Origin of the sequence: Modestobacter sp. Leaf380 (assembly GCF_001424485.1) — a bacterium.
Lineage (GTDB): Bacteria > Actinomycetota > Actinomycetes > Mycobacteriales > Geodermatophilaceae > Klenkia.
In genome coordinates this window covers 725,748-745,067 of record NZ_LMQC01000012.1, presented here as the reverse complement: position 1 = coordinate 745,067, position 19,320 = coordinate 725,748, and the positions used below count along the sequence as shown (strand labels likewise).

Annotated in this window: 10 protein-coding genes; 9 read left to right on the top strand and 1 reads right to left on the bottom strand. The window is 75.2% G+C overall.

Annotated elements, in window-relative coordinates; translation table 11 throughout:
• Positions 1-12: 12 nt before the first annotated feature.
• On the bottom strand, positions 13-1,086 hold the full coding sequence (locus ASG41_RS11620) for an LCP family protein (protein WP_056294215.1): 1,074 nt from the start codon (positions 1,084-1,086) through the stop codon (positions 13-15).
• Between the two features lie 234 nt (positions 1,087-1,320).
• On the opposite strand from ASG41_RS11620, the gene ASG41_RS11615 reads away from it, so the two are divergent.
• The 9 genes from ASG41_RS11615 (at position 1,321) to ASG41_RS11575 (ending at position 19,318) form a co-directional block, all read left to right on the top strand.
• Positions 1,321-2,103, top strand: coding sequence for a hypothetical protein (locus tag ASG41_RS11615; protein ID WP_056294212.1), 783 nt, complete (start codon positions 1,321-1,323; stop codon positions 2,101-2,103).
• 119 nt (positions 2,104-2,222) lie between these two features.
• Positions 2,223-2,648 carry a hypothetical protein gene (locus ASG41_RS11610; protein WP_056294209.1) on the top strand — a complete coding sequence of 142 codons (426 nt, stop codon included), beginning with the start codon at positions 2,223-2,225 and terminating at the stop codon, positions 2,646-2,648.
• A 446-nt stretch (positions 2,649-3,094) separates the two neighbouring features.
• Positions 3,095-4,636 (top strand): sugar transferase, encoded by a 1,542-nt coding sequence (locus ASG41_RS11605; protein ID WP_235564738.1) that lies wholly within the window; start codon positions 3,095-3,097, stop codon positions 4,634-4,636.
• Positions 4,637-4,810: 174 nt separating this feature from the next.
• Positions 4,811-6,025 carry a DUF1972 domain-containing protein gene (locus ASG41_RS11600; protein WP_200938831.1) on the top strand — a complete coding sequence of 405 codons (1,215 nt, stop codon included), beginning with the start codon at positions 4,811-4,813 and terminating at the stop codon, positions 6,023-6,025.
• Positions 6,022-6,807 (top strand): CDP-alcohol phosphatidyltransferase family protein, encoded by a 786-nt coding sequence (locus ASG41_RS11595; RefSeq protein ID WP_082556801.1) that lies wholly within the window; start codon positions 6,022-6,024, stop codon positions 6,805-6,807. The genes ASG41_RS11600 and ASG41_RS11595 overlap by 4 nt, the downstream gene beginning before the upstream one ends.
• A complete protein-coding gene (locus ASG41_RS11590; RefSeq protein ID WP_056294202.1) occupies positions 6,804-7,442 on the top strand; it encodes a DUF5067 domain-containing protein in 639 nt (212 codons plus the stop codon). Before ASG41_RS11595 ends, ASG41_RS11590 begins: the two co-directional genes overlap by 4 nt.
• Positions 7,443-7,684: 242 nt before the next feature.
• Positions 7,685-13,402, top strand: coding sequence for a PKD domain-containing protein (locus ASG41_RS11585; protein WP_056294199.1), 5,718 nt, complete (start codon positions 7,685-7,687; stop codon positions 13,400-13,402).
• Positions 13,403-13,710: 308 nt separating this feature from the next.
• Entirely contained in the window at positions 13,711-17,937 is a 4,227-nt protein-coding gene (locus tag ASG41_RS11580) for a PKD domain-containing protein (RefSeq protein ID WP_056294196.1), read from the top strand.
• A gap of 190 nt (positions 17,938-18,127) precedes the next feature.
• A complete protein-coding gene (locus tag ASG41_RS11575; RefSeq protein WP_235564737.1) occupies positions 18,128-19,318 on the top strand; it encodes a hypothetical protein in 1,191 nt (396 codons plus the stop codon).
• Positions 19,319-19,320: the final 2 nt, after the last annotated feature.

Sequence of the window (19,320 nt, the reverse complement as noted above, 5' to 3'; positions counted from 1 at the left end):
CCGGGGACGGGGTCAGTTCGGGACCTGCTGCAGGGTCTCGGTGTCGAACTCCTCGGCGTTCCCGCCCAGGGAGTCGGTGCGCAGGTAGCCCCACATCCGCTCGCCGCGGACGCTGTCCAGGTAGACGACGCTCGCCGGGCCCTCCCGGCCGGTGCCCAGCACCGGGGCGGTGAAGAAGTCGACCCCGTCGGGGGTGATGTCGCGGGCGGACAGTGCCAGGGACAGCAGGTCCCCGTTGCCCAGCGAGTCGTCGACGGCGATCGACCCGGTCACCGCGAGCAGCACGGAGTCCAGTCGGCCGGGGTCGCGCAGGGCCCCGGAGCTGAACAGCTGGGTGAAGACCGCCCGCAGGTACGCCTGTTGGCGCCGGACCCGGTCGAAGTCGCCGCCGGGGAGGTCGTAGCGCTGACCGACGTACCAGCGCGCTTGGTCGCCGTCGAGGTGGTTCATGCCCTGGGTGAACGTGTACGGCCCCCAGCTCGTGGTCTCGGCGACCTCGACGTCGACGCCGCCCAGAGCGTCGGTCAGGGAGATGAGGCCCTCGAAGGAGATGGCCGCGTAGTGGTCCACCCGGACACCGGTGAGCTGCTCGACGGTCTGCACCAGGAGGGTGGGGCCGCCGAGGGCGTACGCAGCGTTGATCTTCCTCATGCCGTGACCGGGGACGTCGACCCAGGAGTCGCGGGGGATCGACACGACCTGCACCTGCCGTCGGTCGGCCGACAGCCGGGCCAGCATGATGGCGTCGGAGCGGGCGTCCGGGAACGCGGTGCCGCCACCGGTCGCCCGGGTGTCGGAGCCGACCAGCAGGAAGGTCACCGGGGAGTCCGACGCCGCGGCCGCCGGGGCCGCCGATGCGGGCCGGGCCGCCGGGTCCAGCGCGGCGAACACGTCCTCGACCCGGTCCACGTTCTGGCCGTAGCGCTGGGTCAGGAAGAACAGCGTGCCGCCGGCCACGAGGGCCAGGCACAGCCCGAGCACGCCGACGGCGAGGAGCACCCGCCGCAGAGCGCGCGGCGAACCGCGCCGGCGGGTCGGTCCACCGACCTCGTCCGACTGCGCCTCGTCGACGGGCTCATGACTCATGGTGACGACGCTACGAGGGTCGGGCCGTTGCCGAATCACCTCGAAGGGTGGGAGGAGGGTCTGATCGGGTGTCCTGACGCACCGTAGGTGGCTGCTCACGAGCAGGTGGGCGCGGGTCTGCTGGCGCGCCGCTGTGGCGAGCCACGCCGCGGCAGACCTCTCGCGGTCCCCCGATCGAGTGACGGTCGGGGCCGCACCGTCAAGCCCACCGGACCGGGTGCCGACCGCTGAGGGGTGGACCCCGACCTCGCCGCCGCCTCCCCGACCGGGGACGCGACCCGGTCGTCGGTGTCTCCCGAGCGCCGATCAGGAACCGCGCCCGCCGGCGCGGTCGTCGGCCTGCGGCAGCTGCTGCACTCGGCCTGGTCGTCCCCGCTGCGCCGTCCCACCCGGGTGGCGGCCGTGGTCCTCGGCGTCACCGCGGTGGTGCTGGAGACCAGTGGTCTCGTCGGCCGGCTGGCGTGCCTGCGCGGTGACTGTGGCCCCACGGCGACCGCCTGGGCCCGGGTGCTCGACATGGACCACGTCGGCTCCGTACCCCGCCTCCTCGTCACCAGCGTCTTCGCCGTCGTCTGCCTGGTGGCCCTCACCGGGGCCGTCCGCTGTCACCGGGCCGGGGCCCGCCCGTGGTGGCTCGCGCTGGCCGTGGGTGCGGCTGCCCTGTCGCTGGCCAAGGCGTGGTCCTGGCACTCGCTGGTCGAGGTGGGGCTCTCCGGCCTGCTGCCGGCGGCCGACGTGCAGCTGGTCTTCGTGGCCACCGCGGTCGTGGGCATCGCCGTGGTCACCGCATCGGGCCGGCGGGTGCGCCGGGACACCCGTATCGCGGTGACGACCTGGCTCGCGCTCTACGCCGTGGCCGCCGTCGGGCTGTCCGCGCTGGCATCCGCCGTCGCCGGCGCCGGCCCGACGGCACTCGCCCTGGGCACCTGGGTCGAGGAGACCGCCGAGGCACTCGCCGCGGTAGGCCTGTTGGCCGTCGTCGTGCACGGCGTCGTCGACCTGTCGAGGCGTCGCTGACCCCTGGCTCGACGTGAGCGGGCGGTGACGCTGAGGTGGGCGGGGTCGGTGGGGCGTCGGCCTCCGCCACGGCGGCGCGGCGCGTCGCCGGCCGGGCACCCCCTCGGTAGACAGGCCCGGTGGACCGCCCCGCCCCCGCCCGTCTGTGCTCGCCCGGCCTCGTCGCGTGCCTGGTCCTGGGCTTCCTCGGGTGCCTGCTGATGGGTGCCGTCGCGGCCGACCTGCCCGGGACGTCGATCGGCCGGTGGCTGGACCCCGCGGCGCCGTTCGCGCTGCCGCGGGTCTACGCCGCCGCCCTGGCCGCAGCCGTCGTCGTGGCCCTCCGGGCGGTCGTCGACGTCGGACGCGCCCGCCACTGGTCGACCGCCGGTGCCGCGACGGTGGGCGTGCTCCTCGCCGCGCCGACCTCGGCCGTGGCGGTCACCTCGGCCACCGTCGTCGCCCTGGTGGGGCTGGTCGCCGTCCTCGTGCTGGTGGACGCCCGGGCCGACGCCGCGGGGGGCCGACCCTCCGCGACACGCACGCTCACCGTCCCGGCGAGCTGAGACGCCTGGTGCGCCCCGGTCAGAGGCCGGGGCGGTGCCGACCGCACCGGCAGCGGTAGACGCTGCCGTTGTCCTGCCACTCGGAGCCTGTCCGCACGAACCAGTGCAGGTGGGCGCGGGCCCTGGTCGGTGGTCGCACGGCACTGCCTCCAGGTCCCGGTGGGGCGGAGCGGAGAGCGCTCCCGGCTGCGGACCGGACGGTGCCGATCCTCGTTAGAGGGTACGTGCGTCAAGACGCAGCGTCACGGAACGCCGTCCATGGTCGTCGGTTGTTCACCGGACCGCAACCAGATCGGGTGGTCCACGTTGATGCCCGTTGTGCGCAGCGTGACTTTGCGTGATCGTTGCCGTCGCACCTCCATCCCTGCTCAGCGTGGGGTTCCGGGGGGACCGTCCCGTCCGCCTGCCCGGTGGAGGGGCAACGGAGAGTGAACGAGGAGGCACGCGTGTTCGACGTCATCGGTGCACCCAGCGGGACCGACGCCGGGCCCGTCCTCCGGACACCCACCGGCACCTCACCCACCCCCGTGGGGGAGTCCGTCGCCACCGCCGCGACCCCGCCGACGCCCCCGCCGGCCACCGGTGGCCCGCGGCCCGGCCCGCGCGGCACCTGGTCGCGCCACTACGTCGCCGCCCTGGTCGCGGGCGACGTCGTCCTGGGGGCGGTCGCGGCGCTGGCGCTCAGCGTCGACCTGGACACCAACCCCGGCCACGTCCTGTTCTGGACATGCCTCCTGCTCCCCGCCCTGTGGCCGGCGGTCCTCGGCCTCGCCGGGGGGTACGCCGCCCGCGTCGCGGCGCTCGGCCGCGAGGAGCTCTCCCGCGTGCTGCGCGCCGGGCTGGCGGCCCTGGCTCTCATCGGCTTCACCTCCTACGCCTTCCAGCTCCAGCTCTCCCGCCGGCTCGTGCTGGTCGTCCTCCCTGCGCTGGTGCTGTCCTCGCTGGTGGCGCGCTACGTGGCCCGGGCCCGGCTGCGGGCCCTGCGCCGAGCGGGACGCTGCACGAAGCGGGTCGTGCTGGTCGGCCGCGGGTCCTCGGTGCTGGAGCTCGCCGCCCGGCTGGCCGGCGACCCCTCGTCGGGCCTGGTCGTGGTCGCCGCGTGCGTCACCGATGCCGACCGGACCCGGGTGGCGGCCCGGACCGGGTACACCGTCGCCGGCCTGTCCGACGTCCCGGCGACCGCCCGGGCGGTCGGAGCCGACACGGTGGCCGTGACCAGTGCCAGCGAGACCGCGGCGGAGTACCTCCGCCGGTTGTCCTGGGACCTCGAGGGCTCGGGGCTGGAGCTGCTGGTGGCCCCCGGCCTGATCGAGGTCGCCGGGCCGCGGCTGCACATCCGCCCCTTCGACGGCCTCCCGCTGCTGGCCGTCGAGCAGCCCCGCTTCGAGGGCTGGCGACGGGTGGTGAAGGCGCTGGTCGACCGGGGTGCCGCCCTCGCGGCGCTGCTCCTGCTGGCCCCGGTGCTGCTCGCGGTCGCCGCCGCGGTCCGGGTCAGCAGCTCGGGGCCGGTGCTGTTCCGCCAGGAGCGCGTGGGCAAGGACGGCGCGACGTTCTCCATGGTCAAGTTCCGGAGCATGGTCGTGGACGCCGAGCAGCGGCTGGCCGAGCTGGTGCCCGACGACGCCTCGGGGGTGCTGTTCAAGATGCGCACCGACCCGCGGGTGACCCCGGTGGGCCGCTGGTTGCGCCGGTTCTCCCTCGACGAGCTGCCCCAGCTGCTCAACGTGCTGGCCGGCTCCATGTCGCTGGTGGGCCCCCGGCCCCCGCTGCCCTCGGAGGTGGCTCGCTACGACGGGCAGGCCACGCGGCGCCTGCTGGTGAAGCCGGGCCTGACCGGGTTGTGGCAGATCTCCGGCCGCAGCGACCTCTCCTGGGAGGAGTCGGTCCGCCTGGACCTCCGCTACGTGGAGAACTGGTCGCTGGCGATGGACGCCTCGATCCTCTGGCGGACCGGCCGTGCCGTCGTCCGCTCCTCCGGCGCCTACTGACCCGACACCCGCGGACCGGCGGCGAACCCGCGCCGATCCTGGGCTGACCTGCAGCTCGACCGGGCGCCGTGGTCTAGCCCGACCGGGTGACGAGCACGGCCCGACCTGGCACTCCAGCTCCAGAGCGCCCGCACGATGACCGAAGACGACCCAGACGAAACGAGGAGGTGTGCGGTGCGCATCGCACTGGTGGGGACCCGTGGTGTGCCCGCGGCGTACGGAGGATTCGAGACCTGCGTGGAAGAGGTCGGGCGCAGGCTCGTCGAGCGCGGGCACGAGGTGGTCGTCTACTGCCGGACCACCCCGGGGGCGTCCGCGCCGCCGGACACGCACCTGGGCATGCAGCTCGTGCACCTGCCCGCGGCACGCAAGCGCGCCCTGGAGACGCTCTCGCACACGGCGCTGTCGGTCGGCCACCTGGTGGCCCACCGTCCCGACGCCGCGTTCGTGTTCAACGCGGCCAATGCCCCGCTGCTGCCGGTCATCCGCGCAGCCCGGGTGCCGGTCGCGACGCACGTGGACGGCCTGGAGTGGAAGCGGACGAAGTGGAGCGGGGCCGGCCGGCGGTACTACCGCGCGGCCGAGGCGCTCGCCGTGCGCTGGTCCGACGCGCTCATCGCCGACGCCCAGGGCATCGCCGACTACTACACCCAGGAGTTCGGCGCCTCGACCGACCTGATCACCTACGGGGCGCCGGTCATCGACCCCCCGGCCGGCCGACTGGCCGAGCTCGACCTCACCGAGCGCGGCTACCACCTGGTCGTGGCCCGGTTCGAGCCGGAGAACCACGTCGCCGAGATCGTCGAGGGCTACACCGCCAGCTCGGCGACCCAGCCCCTGGTCGTGGTGGGCTCGGCCCCCTACGCCGACGAGTACACCGCGCTGGTCCACTCGCTCGGTGACGAGCGCGTCCGGTTCCTCGGGGGCGTCTGGGACCAGGACCTGCTCGACACCCTGTACCGGCACGCCACCTCCTACCTGCACGGCCACTCGGTCGGGGGCACCAACCCCTCGCTGCTGCGGGCGATCGGGGCCGGCGCCACGGTGCTGGCCCACGACGTCTCCTTCAACCGCGAGGTGCTCGGCACGGCCGGTCGCTACTTCCTCGGTGCGCAGGACGTGCCGGCCCTGGTCGAGCGGACCGAGGCCGACCCGGAGCACGCCCGTCGCCGCGGCGTCCTCGCCCGGGAGCGGGCCGCCTCCTACGACTGGGACGACGTCGCCGCCGCCTACGAGCAGCTGGCCGTCCGGCTGACCACCGCCAGCCCGGCGCGCCGCCCGCGTGGCCGTCGTCGGGGCCACCCCACGGCGCCCGGCCCCGACGTCGCGCCGACGTCGACCGCGCCCGTGACCCCGGTCGAGCGCCCGGGACTGCGGGTGGTCGCGTGACCGCGACCGCACCGGCGCCGGCCCGTCCGGCCGCCGGGGAGAGCGTGGCCGACACCGTCCGCCGCCTGGCCGGCGCCCAGAAGGGCGCCCAGGGTGCCCCGGCGTACTCCCGCTTCGTGAACCGGCCCTTCGGCCGGGTCCTGGCCGCGGTGGCCTTCCACCGGGGCCTCACCCCTGACGCCGTCACCGGGCTGAGCGCGGTCTGCACCGCTGCCGGGCTCGCCGTCGTCGCTCTGGCACCGCACGACTGGGCGACCGGTGTGCTGGTCGCCGCCCTCCTCGTCCTGGGGTACGCCCTGGACTCCGCGGACGGCCAGCTGGCCCGGCTGCGCGGCGGTGGCTCACCGGCGGGGGAGTGGCTGGACCACGCCGTCGACTCGGCCAAGGTGGTCGCCGTCCACTTGTGCGTGCTGATCGGGCTCTACCGGACCGGCTCGCTGGACCCGGCCTGGCTCCTGGTGCCGCTCGGTTTCGCCGTCGTCGCCGTCACGCACTTCTCGCTGACCCTGCTCAACGAGGCGCTGCGGGCCCAGCACGGGGCCAAGACCCGCGCTGCCCGTGCCGGTACCGGCGAGCGGCCCAGCGTGCTGCGCTCGCTGCTCGTCGCGCCCACCGACTACGGCGTGCTGTGCCTGGTGTTCGTGCTGCTCGGCGCCACCCCGCTCTTCCTGGGGGCCTACGGGCTCCTGGCACTCGGCACCACCGGGTACCTGCTGCTCGCGCTACCCCGGTGGCGCAACGAGATGGCGGCCCTCGGCCGTCGGGACAGGACGTCTACATGAGCTCGCCCGCGGCCCCGCGCCGTCCCTCCCGCCGGCTGTTGGTCCTGGGCGCGGCCGGGACGGTCGTCGTCCTGGCGGCCCTCGCCGTGCTGCTCACCTCGCTCGGTGGCGGGGACGAGACCGGGTCGGCGGCTCCGACCTCGTCGTTCTCGGTGTCCTCGAGCCCCGAGCCGCCGCCCACGAACCCGCCGACGCCGGAGCCCTCGGGCCCGACGGCCGAGGCGACCGACCTGCCCCCGGCCCTCACCGCCGTCGGGCTGGGTGACCCGGCCGCCGTCGGCGACGGGGTCACCGGCCGGTTGGTCTCGGTGGAGGCCGTGCAGGGCGACGGCGAGGGCATCGGCAACATCGACGGCCCCGCGCTGCTGGTGACCGTGGAGCTGACCAACGGGACCGCGGCGCCGGTGTCCTTCGACGCCGCCGTGGTCGAGGCCTACACCGGGTCGGACCTGGCCCCGGCCACGCTGCTGGACGACTCCCAGGCCGCCCCGCTCGCCGGCACGGTCGACCCCGGAGCGACAGTCACGGGGAGTTACGTGTTCTACGTCCCCGAGGACGACCGGGACGACGTCACGGTCCAGGTCGGCTACCAGGCGGGAGCGCCCTACCTGGTGTTCCGGGGTGCCGTCGGCTGAGGGCGTGAGAGCTGAGCGTCACCGTGTGCACAGCTCACACCAGCGAGTTCGTCACGGCGCCCTACCGTGAGAGCCACCGTGTGATCACGCTGAGCGACGGATCGTCGCTCGAACGGAACCGCTGAGGGCGGTTCACCCGATCGAGGGCCAGCTACCCCTGGTGTCGGGCTCGTACACCACGCACAGTCATGACCCGATGCCGGGCGCCCTGGGGCTTGCCGGCCAGCGAGATCGAGAGACCCATGCGCACCACTGCACTCCCCGGCGCACTCCGCGCCGCCGCCGCGGGCTTCCTGGCCGTGGCGCTCTCCGTCGGCGTCCTCGCCGGTGGTGCGCCGCCCGCCCGGGCCGACTCCGCGCCGGTCGCCGACGCGACGACGGGGAAGACCCCGCCGACGACGGTGACCGCGGACGCGCTGCCGACCGCGCAGATCAACGGCGTCGTCTGGGACCAGGCCGTGGTCGGGAACACCGTCTACGTCGCCGGCCGCTTCAGCACTGCCCGCCCGGCAGGCGCTGCCGCGGGGACCAACGAGGTCTCGCGCAACAACCTGCTGGCCTACGACCTGACGACCGGTGTGCTCATCGGCTCGTTCAACCCCAACCTGAACGCGCAGGCCTGGAGCCTGGCCACCAGCCCCGACGGCAAGACCCTCTACGTCGGCGGCGAGTTCACCCGGGTCGGCACGGCCACCCGCAACCGGATCGCCGCCTTCGACACCGCCACCGGCGCGCTGACCGCCTTCGCGCCCAGCGTCTCCGGCGTGGTCAAGGCCATCGGGGCGACGGCGTCCACGGTCTACCTCGGCGGCACCGTCTCCGCCGTGGGCGGGGTCAGCCGCAGCCGGCTGGCCGCCGTCACCACGGCGGGTGCGCTGCTGCCCTGGGCCCCCGTGCCCGGGGTCGGCCCGACGTCGGGCAACAGCCTGCCCGACAACCCGACCCGCAACGCCCAGACCAGCAACGAGGTCAAGTCCCTCGTGGTCACCAACGGTGGGAGCCAGGTCGTCGTCTCGGGCCACTTCTACACGTTGAACGGCAACCCGGCCTCGGGCGTCGGCGCCCTCGACGCGACCACCGGCGCGAGCCGGGCCTTCGCGATGGGCACCCAGATCACCAACCAGGGCGTCAACTCCGCGGTCTACAGCCTGTCCACCGACGGCACCACCGTCTACGGCACCGGCTACGACTACTACGGCCCCGGCAACCTCGAGGGCTCCTTCGCGGCCACCGCCGACGGCGGCAACCTGGTCTGGGTCAACGACTGCCACGGCGACACCTACGCCAGCGTCGCGTTCCGCGGCGCGCTGTACCTGGCCGGGCACCCGCACGTCTGCGAGTCCATCGGCGGCTACCCCGAGCAGGACCCGCGGGTCAGCAAGTTCGCCGTCGCCGTCGACCTGGCCGCCCAGGGCACCAACACCTGGGGCTCCTTCTACGGTCAGCCCTCCTCCTCGCTGCTGCACTGGTACCCCGACCTGAACGTCGGCTCGGTCAGCGGCTCCTACCAGGCCGGCTGGGACGTCGCGGCCTCCGGGGACTACCTGCTCTACGGCGGTGAGTTCACCCGCGCCGGTGGCACCGCCCAGCAGGGCCTCGTCCGCTTCGCGATGCCCAACGCCGCCCCCAACAAGGTCGGCCCCGTCTCCGACGTCGGCATCACCCCCACCGCGGTGTCCGTTGCCGCGGGCTCGGTCCGGGTCACCTGGACCGCCGCCTACGACAACGACAACGCCAACCTCAGCTACAAGGTCGTCCGCGCGGACAAGCCCACCACGCCCGTCTTCGAGACGACCGGCAGCTCCAGCTGGTGGAACCGCCCGACCATGGGCTTCGTCGACCGCGCCGTCGTCGCCGGCACCAGCTACACGTACCGCGTGACGGTCACCGACCCGGCCGGGAACACGGCCACCCGGGGCAGCGTCACCGTGCGCGCCTCGTCGGCCGCCCTGTCCCCCTACGCGCAGACGGTGCTGTCCGACGGCGCCACCGGCTACTGGCCGCTGGACGCACAGACCGGTGCCACCAGCTACGACTACGTGGGCATGTCCGACGTCGTCTCGGCCGGTGGGCTCACCCCGGCGCCGGGTTCCGCGCTGGGCACCACCTCGCTGTCCGGTGACGGCACCGCCGCGGCCCGGGGCACCGTCGGTGCCACCGGCGCCGCCACGAAGGTCCCGGACACCTTCAGCGTCGAGCTCTGGTTCTCCACGACGGCCACGACCGGCCGCCTGGCCGGCTTCGGCAACTCCACGACCGGCGGCAACTCCGCCTACGACCGCCACCTCTTCCTCGACGGCAGCGGCAAGCTCGTCTTCGGCGTCTACACCGGTGCGATCGAGACCCTCACCACCTCCCGCCCGGTGAACGACGGGCAGTGGCACCACGCGGTGGCGACGATGTCGGACCAGGGGCAGGTCCTCTACGTCGACGGCGTCAAGGTCGGCTCCGACCGGCGGGTCACGGCCGGCCAGGACTACCGCGGCTGGCTGCAGTTCGGCACCGGCAACCTCGGTGGCTGGGGCGTGCCCGCTGAGTTCAGCGGCCAGCTGTCGCAGGCCGCCTTCTACCCGACCGCGCTGGGCACCGCCCAGGTGCGTGCCCACTACACGGCCTCGGGCCGCACGCTGAGCAGCACCCCGGCCCCGACCGACGTCTACGGCGCCGCCGTGGCAGCGGACGAGCCCACGACGTACTGGCGCCTGGACGACGCGGCGAACGCCACCAGCGCGGTCGACGCCTCCGGCTCCGGTGCCGTCGGCACCTACACCGGCGAGGTCTCCCGGGCCCAGTCCGGCGTGACCCTGCCCGGCACCGACTCGCGGGCCATCGACCTGGACGGTCGCGGCGGCTACGTCGTGTCCTCCCAGCGCACCGACGACCCGACCACCTTCACCGCTGAGACCTGGTTCAACACCACCTCGAGCAACGGCGGGCGGCTCATCGGGTTCGGCAGCACCCAGGACGCCTGGAGCAACAACTACGACCGGTTCGTCTACATGTTCGCCGACGGCCGCCTGCGGTTCGGCGTCTGGGCGCCGGGTGAGGCCGTGATCGACACGCCGCGCGCCTACAACGACGGCGACTGGCACCACGTCGTGGCGACCTTCGGGTCCACCGGCATGGCGCTCTACGTCGACGGCGCGCTGGTGCAGACCAACGGCAACACCTCGGTCGCCGGCTACGACGGCTACTGGCGGCTGGGCTCGGACAACATCTGGGGCGGCGCGAACACCGCGGCCTTCGACGGCCTGCTCGACGAGGCCGCCGTGTACGACCGTGCCCTGACCGCGCAGCAGGTCGCCGCGCACTGGACCGCCGCGGCCCAGGCCTCCACCACCCCGACCCGTCCGGCGGACGCCTACGGTGCCGCCGTCTACGACTCGGCCCCGTCGCTGTTCTGGCGGATGGACGAGGCGTCGGGCTCCTCGGCCGCCGCTGCGGGCCCGGCCGGTGGCCGCGGCACGTACACCGGCGACCCGACCCTGGCCGTCGCCGGCCCGCAGCTGGCGGGCACCACGGCCAACACCGCGGTGACCTTCGACGGTGTCGACGACGGCCTGTACTCCCGCACGGCGGTCACCAACCCGACCGTCTTCACCACCGAGCTGTGGTTCTCCTCCACCACGACGCGGGGCGGCAAGCTGATCGGCTTCGGCACCCAGCAGTCCGGCCGCAGCGGCGGCTACGACCGGCACGTCTACCTCGAGCCCTCCGGGCAGCTGACCTTCGGCACCTACAACGGGAACCTGAACACGGTCACCAGCCCGGCGGCCTACAACGACGGCACGTGGCACCAGGTCACCGCCTCCATCGGTGCCGAGGGCATGCGGCTCTACGTCGACGGCGCCCTCGTGGGGTCCTCGACGAACACGGAGTCGCAGGTCTACACCGGGTACTGGCGGGTCGGCGGGGACAACAGCTGGTCCGGTGACCCCTACGTCGCCGCGACGATCGACGAGGTCGCCGTCTACGACCGGCAGCTCGCCGCCGCCGAGGTGGCCGCGCACTTCACCGCCTCGGGCCTGGGCCCCGACGCCACCCCGGTGGCCCGCTTCACCTCCACCGTGGACGGTCTCAGCGCCACCTTCGACGCCTCGACGTCCTCCGACGTCGAGGGGCCGGTCGCGGCGTACAGCTGGGACTTCGGCGACGGCAGCACGGCGACCGGCACCCCGGTCACCCACCGGTACCCGACCGCCGGGGACCACGTGGTCACGCTGACCGTCACCGACGCCAAGGGCCAGGAGAGCAGCACGACCCAGACGGTGACCACCGTCCTCCCGCCGCCCAACCAGCTGCCGACGGCGTCGGCCACGGTGACCGCCACGGGTCTGGACACGGTCGCCGACGCCAGTGGGTCGACCGACCCCGACGGCTCGGTCGTGTCGTGGACCTGGGAGTTCGGTGACGGGTCCTCGGGGTCCGGCGTCTCGGCCGCCCACACCTACGCCGGTGACGGGACCTACGTCGTCCGGCTGACCGTGACCGACGACGACGGCGGCACCGCCTCCACCACCCGCAGCGTCACGGTGGCCGCGCCCAACCAGGCGCCGACGGCGCTGGCCCGGGTGACGGCGACCGACCTGGTCGTCGCCGCCGACGGCCGGGGCTCCGCCGATGCCGACGGCACCATCGCCTCCTGGGCCTGGGCCTTCGGGGACGGCGGCACCGGTACCGGGGAGACCACCTCGCACACCTACACGGCCGCGGGCACCTACACCGTGGGCCTGACGGTGACCGACGACGAGGGGGCGACCAGCTCGACGACCACCTCGGTGACCGTCGCGCCGGCCCCGCCGGCGAACACCCCGCCGACGGCGGTGGCCTCGGCCACCGTGACCGACCGCTCGGTCAGCGTCGACGGCCGGTCCTCGACCGACGCGGACGGCCGCATCGTCTCCTGGGCCTGGGCCTTCGGGGACGGCGCGACCGCCACCGGGGCCACGGCGTCGCACACCTACGCGACCGCCGGCACCCGCACCGTGACCCTCACGGTCACCGACGACGCCGGCGCGACGGCGACGACCACGCGTGACGTGGTCGCCACCGACCCGCCCAACCAGGCGCCGACGGCGGGCATGACCGTGTCCGGTTCCGCCCTCACGGTCTCCGTGGACGGCCGGGCCTCGGTCGACGCGGACGGCACCGTGGCCGCGTGGTCCTGGACCTTCGGGGACGGGCAGTCGACCACCGGGGCGACGGCGACGCACACCTACGCGACGCCGGGCACCTACACGGTGACCCTCACCGTCACCGACGACCGGGGCGCCACCGCCTCGACCACCCGGTCGGTGACCGTGGCGCCGGCCTCGCCGACGGTGCGCGCAGCGGACGCCTTCGGGCGCACCGTCACGGGCGCACTGGGCACCGCCGACACCGGCGGCGCCTGGACCCCGAGCTTCGGGGCGGCCCGCCTGTCGGTCACCCCGGGGACGGCCCAGCTCGCGCTGACCAGCCCGACGAACCAGACCGGGGCCTTCCTGGCGGGCGTCTCGTCCTCCGCGGTGGACCTTCGCACGACGGTCAGCCTGTCGGGTGCGGTCACCGGGGGCGGCACCACGGTCTACGTGACCGGACGCCGGGTGGGGCTCAACCAGGAGTACCGCCTGCGGCTGCGGTTCCAGTCCAACGGAGCTGTCGGCGTCGCCGTCACGCGCCTGTCGGGTTCGGCCACGGAGGTGGTCCTCGGCAACGAGGTCACCCTCCCGACCCGCTACACCGCCGGGCAGGTGCTCCAGGTCGCCCTCACCGTGACCGGCACCGGGACGACGACCGTCAGCGGTTCCGTCTGGGCCGAGGGGGCCTCGGCCCCGACCACGCCGACGCTCACCCGGACCGACACGACCGCGAGCCTGCAGGCCCCCGGCGGGGTGGCCCTCACGGCGTACCTGTCCGGCTCGGCCACCAGCGGGACCGTGGCCCGGTTCGGGGCCCTGACCGTCACCGACGTGCCCTGACCGGCGCCCGGCGGGCACCCCGCTCCTGACCCACCCGGACCGGGCGGCGTCGACCTCACGGTCGGCGCCGCCCGGTCCGTGCGTACGCCCCCACGCCGTCGGCGTGACGCAGCGTCATCCGGCACGGACGACGCGTCCGCGCGCGCCCGTACGGGGGACACCGCGCCCCGAGATCCCCCGCTCGGGTACTACCCAGAGTGACCGCTCGCAGGACAGGCTCCCAGGTGGCTGCTCTCAGCCCTCGTGCTCCTTCACGGACGGTGACCAGAACTGTGAACCCCTCTCCTCGGCCGCGCCGGCTGACCCGCGTGCTCAGCGCCCTCGTGGCGGGCCTCGTCGTCGGCACCCTGCCGGGGGCTCCCGCGCAGGCTGCCGACGACGCCCCGGTCCTCGCGACCACGAGCCCGGCGCCGGCCACCACCGTGGCCGCGGACGCGCTGCCGACGGTCCAGGTCGACGGGGTCGTGTGGTCCCAGGTGGTCGTGGGGGACACCGTCTACGTCGCGGGCCGGTTCGCCAACGCCCGCCCGGCCGGTGCCGCGGCCGGCACCAACCTCACCCCGCGGGCCAACCTGCTCGCCTACGACATCCGCACCGGGGCGCTGCTGCCCGGCTGGGCGCCGGCGCTCAACGCCCAGGCGCTCGTCGTCACCGCCTCCCCGGACGGGTCCCGGGTCTACGTCGGCGGCGACTTCACCACCGTGGACGGCGAGACCCGCCGCCGCGTCGCGGCCCTGGACCCGGTCACCGGTGCGCTGGTCCCGGGCTTCGCGCCCGCGGTGACTGCCTCGGTGCGGGCCCTCGTGGCGACGGCGGACACCGTCTACGTCGGCGGCGACTTCAACGCCGTCGGCAGCGCGTCCCGGCTGCGGCTGGCGGCCTTCAGCGCCGCCGGCGCGCTGCTGCCGTGGGCGCCGGCCACCGGCCCCGGGCGGAACCGGGACGGCAGCACCGCCACCAGCGCCGCCGTCAGCAGCCTGGTGCTCACCGGCGACCAGGTCGTCGTCGGCGGGCGGTTCGGCTCGATCAACGGGACGGCAACCAGCGGCGTCGGCGCGGTCGACGCGGTCACCGGCGACGTCCGGCCCTTCGCGCTCGGCCAGCGGATCACCAACCAGGGCGACGACTCCGGCGTCACCAGCCTGTCCACCGACGGCAGCACCGTGTGGGTCGGGGCCTACGACTTCTCCGGCCCGGGCAACGCCGAGGGCGTGCTCGCGGTGACCGCGGCCGGCGGCGCCCTGGTGTGGGACGCGGACTGCCGCGGTGACACCTACTCGACCTTCCCGGTCGCCGGCGCGGTGTACGTCGCCGGCCACCCGCACGTCTGCAGCAACATCGGCGGCTTCCCCGAGGTGAGCCCCCGGGTGAGCCGGTTCGGCATCGCCTACACGCAGGCGACGACCGGCACGGTGGGCAACGGCACCTGGGGCAACACCGCGTTCCGCGGCGCCCCTGCCCCCTCGGTCATGGACTGGTACCCGACCATCACCCCCGGCACCTTCACCGGTCAGGGACAGGCCGGCTGGAGCGTCACCGGCACCGCGGACTACGTCGTCTACGGCGGGGAGTTCCCCCGCGTCAACTCCGTGGGCCAGCAGGGCCTGGTGCGGTTCGCCGTCCGGGCGAAGGCCCCCAACCGGGTGGGCCCGGTCGCCGGGAGCCTCGCGGCCCCGACAGTGACGGCCGGTGGCGCCGGTTCCCTGGCGGTCACCGTGCCGACGACGTCGGACCGGGACGACCGCTCGCTGACCTACACGCTGCTGCGCGACGGCGACCCGACCCCGGTGGACACCCAGGTCGTGGACTCGCTGTTCTACGCACCCCGCACGGTCGCCCTCACCGACCGCGGTCTGGACCCCTCCTCGACCCACTCCTACGTCGTCCAGGCGCAGGACGCCTGGGGCAACACCGTGCGCAGCGCCGCGACGACGGGGACCGTCAGCGCCGAGCCGCTGCCCTCGGCCTACACCGACCGGGCGGTGGCCGACGGCGCCACGTCGGCGTGGCCGCTGGGGTGGCTGTCTGCGGGGTCCAGCGGTGACGCCACCGGGCGTGCCCCGCTGACCGTCCCCGCCGGTGTCTCCGCCCAGCCGACCGGCGCGATCGCCGGCGACACGAGCGGGTCCTTCCGGCTCGACGGCACGACCGCCTCCCGGATGGTCGCCGGGGTGGCCGCCGGCGCCAAGGCCGCGCCCTCGACCTTCTCGCTGGAGCTGTGGTTCGCCACCTCCTCGACCACCGGCGGCCGGCTGGCCGGCTTCGGGAACTCCGCCACCGGCGCCAACGGCAGCTACGACCGGCAGGTCTACCTGGACGCATCGGGCCGGGTGCACTTCGGCGTCAACAACGGCAGTCGCCGCACCGTCGCGGGCCAGGCGGCCTACAACGACGGTGCCTGGCACCACGTCGTCGGCAGCCTGGGCAGCGGCGGCATGTCGCTGTGGGTGGACGGCGTCCTCGTGGGCACCGACGCCTCGGTGACCAGCGGCGCTGCCTACAACGGCTTCTGGCAGGTCGGCGGGGGGCCGCTCAGCAGCTGGCCGAACGTCGGCCGGACCGACCTGGTCGGCCAGGTCGACGCGGTCGCGGTGTACCCGACCGTGCTGCCCACGGCGACGGTCCGGGCCCACGTGCTCGCCGCGGGTGCCCCCGGCCGGTGGACCTCGGCGCCCACCGACCCCTACGGCGCTGCCGTGCACGCCGACGCCCCGTCGCTGTCCTGGCGCCTGGACGAGCCCTCCGGCACCCGCGTGGCGGGCAACCAGCCCACCGGTGACGGCGGGACGGGCCTGCTCACCGGCGGCGCGTCCCTCGGCGCGGCCGGCAGCACCGAGACCCCCGGCCGCGCCGCGGGCTCGGCGCTGTCCCTCGACGGGTCCGACGACGGGCTGGTGACGACGGTGTCGCGCCCGGCGCCCACCACCTCCTCCCAGGAGCTGTGGTTCGCCTCCACGACCACCCGCGGTGGCGAGCTCATCGGCTTCGGCAGCGCCCAGTCCGGCACGTCGGCCACCACCGACCGGGTGCTGTCCATGCGCACCGACGGGCGGCTGAGCTACACCGCCACCGCCGGCACGTTCCTGGGCGCCACGGTGACCCTGGCGTCGCCGTCGGCCTACAACGACGGGCGCTGGCACCACGTCGTGCTGACGTCCGGCGCGGGCGGCACGGCGCTCTACGTCGACGGCCGTCCCGTGGCCGCGGACACCCGCACCGTCGGCCGGTCGATGACCGGCTGGTGGCGGGTCGGCGGCGACCGTGGCGGGTCCGGCATCGGCACCTGGTTCGCCGGCCGGGTCGACGACGTCGCCGTCTACCCGACGGTGCTGTCCGCCACGCAGGTCTCCGCGCACTGGGCGGCAGCGCAGACCGTGCCCAACCAGGCCCCCGCGGCGGCGTTCACGGCCACCACGACGGATCTGTCGCTGGACGTCGACGCCGGGTCGTCGACCGACGCCGACGGTCAGCTGACCGCGTGGGCGTGGGACTTCGGCGACGGGACCACGGCGACCGGACCCACCGCGACGCACGTCTACGCCCGTCCCGGTGACCGCACCGTGACCCTCACGGTGACCGACGACGACGGCGCCACGGCCACGGCGACCCGCACGGTCACGGCCACCGAGCCCCCGAACCGGGAGCCGGTCGCGGCGTTCACGGCGACGCCGGCGGACCTGGTCGTGCAGCTGGACGGCTCGGCCTCGGCCGACCCCGACGGCACGGTCGCGGGCCTGGCCTGGGACCTCGGTGACGGGCGGACCGCCACCGGGGCGCAGGTCACGCACACCTACTCCGGGCCCGGCACGTACCGAGTCCTGCTCACGGTGACCGACGACCGGGGCGCCACGGCGACCACCGAGCGCCAGGTCACCGTGACCCGGCCCGCGGTCTGGGTGCTCGCCTCCGACGCCTTCACCCGGACCACGGCCCCCGGCCTGGGGACGGCGGACGTCGGGGGACCGTGGACCACGGCCAACGGCAGCACCCGGCTGTCCGTGGCCGACGGGGCCGCCCAGCTCGCCCTGCCCACCGCCGGCAACCTGACCGGGACGTACCTCGGGGGCGTCTCCGCCACCGGTGTGGACGTGGCGACGTCGGTGCGGCTGACCTCGGCCCCCACCGGCGGCGGGACCTACGCCTACGTGACGGGCCGCCGGGTGGACACCAACCTGGAGTACCGGGTGCGGCTCCGCTTCCTCACCGACGGCACCGTCCGGGCCGCGGTCACCCGGTTGTCCGGCACCACCACCGAGGCCCTGCTGGGCGCCGAGGTCACCGTGGCCACCGGCCACACCGCCGGCCAGCTGCTCCAGGTCCGGCTGCAGGTCGCGGGCACCGGGACGACGACGGTCACGGCGTCCGTGTGGGCCGACGGCGCCGACCGGCCCGCCACCCCGTCGCTGACCCGCACCGACGACACCGCCGCCCTGCAGGCGGCCGGCGGGGTGGGCCTCGCCGCCTACCTGACCGGGTCCTCGACCGCCGGGACCGCGGTCCGCTTCGGACCGCTGACGGTCACCGCCGCGCCGTGACGCGGGAGGTGCCGGTGCGGCGGGTCACCCCGGGAGCCCTCGCACCGGCCCCGCCCCGCGCGGCGACCACGGCCCGCCCGCCCGACGTGCTGGGCTGTCCGGCGTGACGCAGCCCCCCACCAGTCCGCCTCCCACCGGCCCGGCGCGGCCGGCCCCGCCACGGGACCGGCGGCGGCTGGTGGGGGCGTTGGTGGCCCAGGGCACCCTCGCCGTCTCCGGCCTCGTGCTGCAGGTGGCCGCCGCGCGTGAGCTCGGTGCCGCCGGACTGGCCGCGTTCTCGCTGGGTTATGGCGCCGTGGTCCTGGTGACCGCGGTGTGCAGCGGTCTCGTCGGTGACTCGCTCACCGTGCTCGACCGGCACGACCCCGGGGTCCGGGCGGCGCTGCACCGGCTCGCGACGGGCGTCGCCGTGGGGACCGGCCTGCTCGGGGCCGTCCTCGCGGCCTGGGCCGGGTGGGGCGGGCTGGCGGCCGCGGCCTGGGTGGGCCTGGCCACCCTCGCCTTCGTGGTCGAGGACGTGCTGCGGCGGCTGATGATGGCGACCGGGGGCTACTGGAAGCTCCCGGCCGTCGACCTGGGGGGCGCCGCCGTCGCACTCGGCGTCCTCGCGGTGTCCGCCTCGCGGTCCCCGCTGGAGGTGGTGGACCTGTTCGCGGCCCTGGCCGTGGGCCAGCTGGTCTCCTGCGCCCTGGCGGTGCTGCTCCTGCCCGGTGGGGAGCGGCCGGGCCGGCCGTGGCGCGGTGCCCACCTGCGCGTGGTGCTCGCCTTCGGCGTCTGGCGGGCGGCCGGGCAGACGGTGCGCCCGCTGACCCTCACCCTGGTCCGGCTGGTGGTCATCGGCGCCGCGGGGGCGGCGGCGTACGGACCCGTGGAGGCGGCCCGTGTGCTGACCTCGCCCACCCTCGTGCTCGTGGCCGGCCTGGGGTCCTTCCTGCTGCCGTGGTTCGCCGCGGCCCGCCACCGGCCGCCGGGCGAGCTGCTCCGGCGGGCGGACCGGGCCGCCCTGGCAGCCGCCGGTCTGGTCGCCGTGGTCGTGGGCGTCACCGTCCTCGCCACGCCGTGGCTGGGGCCGCTGCTGACCGACGGGGACTACCCGGTCCCGTCGGCCTCGGTGGCCGGGTGGGGCGCCTACGCCGTCACCGGCGCCCTGCTGCTGCCCTACGCGGGGCTGGCCTCGGTGCACGGCGCGCAGCGCGCCGTGCTGGGTTGGCGGACCGTGGAGATGGCTGCGCTGCTCGGGGTCCTGGTGCTCGTGGTCCTGCGCCCCACGGCCGCCGAGTGGGCACCAGCGGTCCTGGCCCTGGGCCCGGTGGGTGCAGCCGCCGCCGTGCGCTGGCGGGTGCTGGTCCCGCGGTCGCGCCCGGCCGTGCCGACGTCCTGAGC